At 57.9% G+C, this 3,776-nt stretch carries 4 protein-coding genes; 2 read left to right on the top strand and 2 right to left on the bottom strand.

The features are described 5' to 3' along the window. Positions 1-22 precede the first annotated feature (22 nt). Positions 23-295 (bottom strand): hypothetical protein, encoded by a 273-nt coding sequence (locus DSM3645_RS09705; RefSeq protein ID WP_002651957.1) that lies wholly within the window; start codon positions 293-295, stop codon positions 23-25. Positions 296-388: 93 nt separating this feature from the next. Then, positions 389-1,357: a type I phosphomannose isomerase catalytic subunit gene (locus DSM3645_RS09700; RefSeq protein ID WP_040352354.1), complete on the bottom strand. Its 969-nt coding sequence runs from the start codon at positions 1,355-1,357 to the stop codon at positions 389-391. 283 nt (positions 1,358-1,640) lie between these two features. Between DSM3645_RS09700 and tatC the strand changes: the two genes are divergently transcribed. Further along, positions 1,641-2,717, top strand: coding sequence for a twin-arginine translocase subunit TatC (tatC, locus tag DSM3645_RS09695; RefSeq protein ID WP_002651955.1), 1,077 nt, complete (start codon positions 1,641-1,643; stop codon positions 2,715-2,717). 15 nt (positions 2,718-2,732) lie between these two features. Beyond that, a complete protein-coding gene (locus DSM3645_RS09690) occupies positions 2,733-3,758 on the top strand; it encodes an alpha/beta hydrolase family protein (protein WP_002651954.1) in 1,026 nt (341 codons plus the stop codon). Positions 3,759-3,776 lie beyond the last annotated feature (18 nt).

Here is a 3,776-nt window from a genome sequence, read left to right as displayed (position 1 = left end):
GCGCTCTGTTTATGACTCGGCCCTACGGAAGAAATCGAGAGTTGGCGCCAAAATTCGCTCCGTCATTTTGGACGGCTTCGGCCACTGGGCGATCAAAGTCGCGGGGGCGGCCTCCCAGAACTTCGGGTCCAAGGTCATTGTTGGTATACGGATCGTAGGCCATGGCGCGTTGCTGCTGCTGTTGCATCGTGCCGGGGTCAAACAACGGAGTGCGCTGCAGCGGCCAGCATCCGGCGAATTGCGATACCGCCAAAATCGTAACCGTGGCGAGCGCGAATGGTCGCAAAGTCAACATGCCGGGGCTCCTCCTTGAAAATACCAGGCGCGAGTGTAGAAACTTCCGGCGACCGGCGGAAGAGGAATCGGTGCTAGCGACGCGGCGACGAGTCTACGGCAGGTACATATCCAACAACGTCGACGGGCAGCGGGGAACCAGCGTCACCGCCGAGCTCGCCGCAGGCAACAACATCGTCTCCCCTTTCCCAAGCTCGAACTCCCCGGCGGGATGTTCCACCGTCACGGCGCCGTTAAGCACTGAAAGGATATGGAAGCGATCGTCTCCGCCGCTCGCCCCCGCTTCGGTCAAGCAGAGTCGATCAAGTACAAACTTGTCGCACTCGACCAAACGTTCGACGCTTGGCGCGACCGCGATCGGCGTCTGCAGCAGCACGGGCCCTTGGGCGAAATCGATCGTCTCCAGCGACTGTTGAATATGGAGAGGACGCGAGTTGCCGGCGGCGTCGGTTCGGTTCCAGTCGAACAAGCGATAGGTCGTGTTGCTCGACTGCTGGATCTCGGCGACCAGCAACCCTTTGCCCAGCGCGTGAACCGTTTGAGCCCGAATAAAAACGCAGTCGCCTGCCTTGGGCTCGATGATATGCATGTGATCGATCAGCTGGTTTTGCTCGATCGCTTGCCGCAAAGTATCACGATCGACGTTCGCTTTTAGCCCGACGAACATCCGTGCGCCCGGCTCGGCGTCCATGATGACCCAGGCCTCGGTCTTGCCCAAGTCGGGAGGATCAAGCAGCGCCGCTTGCGCGTCATCGGGATGAACCTGGATCGACAGGTCAGTGTTGGCGTCCAAAAATTTAAAGAGCAGCGGAAATTGCTCGGTCGCTTGATGGCTCCCAAACAGTTGCTCGCCATGCCGCCGCACCAGCTCTCCTAACGTTTTTCCCGCGAGCGGCCCGTTGGCGACCACGCTTTGATCGTCACCATGGTCGACGACTTCCCAGCTTTCGGCAAACACCCCTTCGGCATCGATCGGCTTGCCTAGTTCGGTCCCCAGCCGGCGACCGCCCCAGATATACTGTCGAAACTTCGGCTGGAACCGCAGCGGGTAGTCGAGAGTCACTTTGAGAGTCCTAAGGAGGCGTCGTTTATAACGATTATTTTGGTCGTACGGCGGCGAGTTTTGGCGCTTGGTTGCCATTTTCGCAGGTCGATGTTAGCATAAAACTCGTGGTTCTTCCTCGCCCGCCCCTGAACCGTCAGGGCCTGAAGCCGCTGGAATATTGACCAGCGGTATCTTACGGCGCCGAATCGCACCCATGGTCGATGACGCACTGGCGTTTTTGATCCTCTGTTGACGATCCACCCGCGCACACGATGACGGATTCCGTATCCGGAGAATACCCATGGCGAAGAAGATCAATGACGACCTGTTCGAAGGATCGGCGATGACCTTTGGGGAGCACCTCGAAGAACTTCGCTCCGCTCTCTTCAAATCCATTCTCTGGCTGGCCATTGGTCTGGCGATCGGCCTGTTGGTCGCCAATCAGGCGATCCATGCGATCGAAAAGCCGGTGAAAGACGCGCTGGTCAAATACAACCAACTGCGCACGCTGCAGCGTTTGAAAGACCAATTAAAGGAACAAACCGGCAGCGAAACGATCAGCGAGGAAAAAGAAACCGAACTGCTGCAGATCGCCAAAGCGAATCAGTGGTCGCCGGAGATCCTGTATGTTGAGCCAGCCGAGGTAAAACGAATCTCCGACCTGAAGGATCAGCCGTCGCCGGCGCTCGATCCTAAAGCGATGGGCCAAATGGATCTTGACGCGATGGTGAAAGACCTGGCGATCGTGCCGCAAACGGCGCCGGTCGCGATGGTCACGTGGAAGAAAACCGAAGCGTCGCTGGTGGCGCTCAAGGTCGAAGAAGTCTTTATGATCTGGCTCAAAGCGGGCTTGGTCTGCGGTGCGATTATCGCGAGCCCGATGATCTTTTGGCATATTTGGCAATTTGTCGCGGCGGGTCTCTATCCGCACGAAAAGAAATATATCTGGATTTACCTGCCGTTTAGCCTGGGGCTCTTCTTTGGCGGCGCCGCGTTGGCTTACTTTTACGTCTTTGCGCCAGTGCTCGAATTTTTGTTCAGCTTCAACTTGGCGCTGGGAATCGACCCCGATCCGCGGATTAGCGAATGGATGAGTTTCGCGCTGCTGCTGCCGCTGGGCTTCGGAATTAGCTTTCAATTGCCGTTGGTCATGCTTTTGCTAAACCGAATCGGCATGATCGAGGTAAAGTCTTATACCGAGCATTGGCGATTGGCGATTTTGGTGATCTGCGTCCTGTCGGCGCTGCTGACCCCGGCCGATCCGCTGAGCATGCTTTTGCTGGCGGTTCCCCTCTCGTTCCTGTATTTTGGCGGAATTGGACTTTGCCTCTGGATGCCTGGTCGTCGGGCTCCGCTGGCGCCAATTCGTCCATCCTAAGCAAGTAGAAGTCCTATGCCGAAGCGCTTGTTCACTCTCGTAATTTTGTGGCTGGCGCTGGTGAGCTTTCCGGCGAACGCGCGTCCTGCGGACCTGTCGATCGCCATTGGAAAGTCATTTCCGGCGATCGATACGCTGGCCGACATTGAAGAACACGACGCGGACGCTCGGGCATGCCTACACGGACTTTGCTGGCCTCGGACCGAATTCTCCGCCGAGGTCGAAACGCCGCTCCAAGGACGCGGCGATGCGCTGGTGCGTTTTCCCTCTCCGGTGACGACCGGCAGCGACAAGAACGACCGCGTCGCCATGCAGTGGTACGCCGCACGAGACGAACAAGGACACGCGACCAAAGCGCCGGCCATCATCGTAGTGCATGAGTCCGGCAGCGGCATGACGGTCGGCCAGTTGATGGCCAAAGGGTTACGAAACCAAGGGTTTCATACCTTCATGATTCAGTTGCCCGGCTATGGTCTGCGCAAAGAAGGGAGTCGCAAGACCGATGGAGATCTCTTCCTGCTGCGTATCAAGCAATCAATCGCCGACGTGCGCCGCGCACGGGATGCGGTCGCCGCTTTGCCGTTGGTCGACGCCGATCACATCGCCGTCCAAGGGACCAGCTTGGGGGGATTTGTCGCGAGCGACGCGGCGGCGCTCGACTCTGGTTTCGATAGCGTCTTCTTGCTCCTCTCCGGGGGCGATATCACCGATATCTTGCAACATGGCGAGCGCGAATCGGCGGAAGTGCGTAAAAAGCTGGAAGCGTCCGGTTTCGGCGGCGATCAGTTGCCAAAACTCGTCAACCCGATCGAACCGCTTCGCATCGCTCATCGCTTGAACCCGCAGCGGACCTGGCTTTACTCCGGAATTTACGACAACGTCGTGCCGCTGAAAAATGGAATCGCCCTGGCCGAAGCGGCGCAGTTGGCGCCGGAGCATCACATCCGCATGAGCGCCAATCATTACTCAGGCGTCATCTACATTCCGTACGTGCTGAACCACATTCGAGAAGGGATCGAAGCGTCGATCCGCGTGGACTAAACCTTCCAACAATCAGTC

Origin of the sequence: Blastopirellula marina DSM 3645, from assembly GCF_000153105.1 — a bacterium.
Lineage (GTDB): Bacteria > Planctomycetota > Planctomycetia > Pirellulales > Pirellulaceae > Blastopirellula > Blastopirellula marina.
The sequence above is the reverse complement of the archived record's forward strand: the minus strand, read 5'-3'. Positions and strand labels throughout refer to the sequence as shown.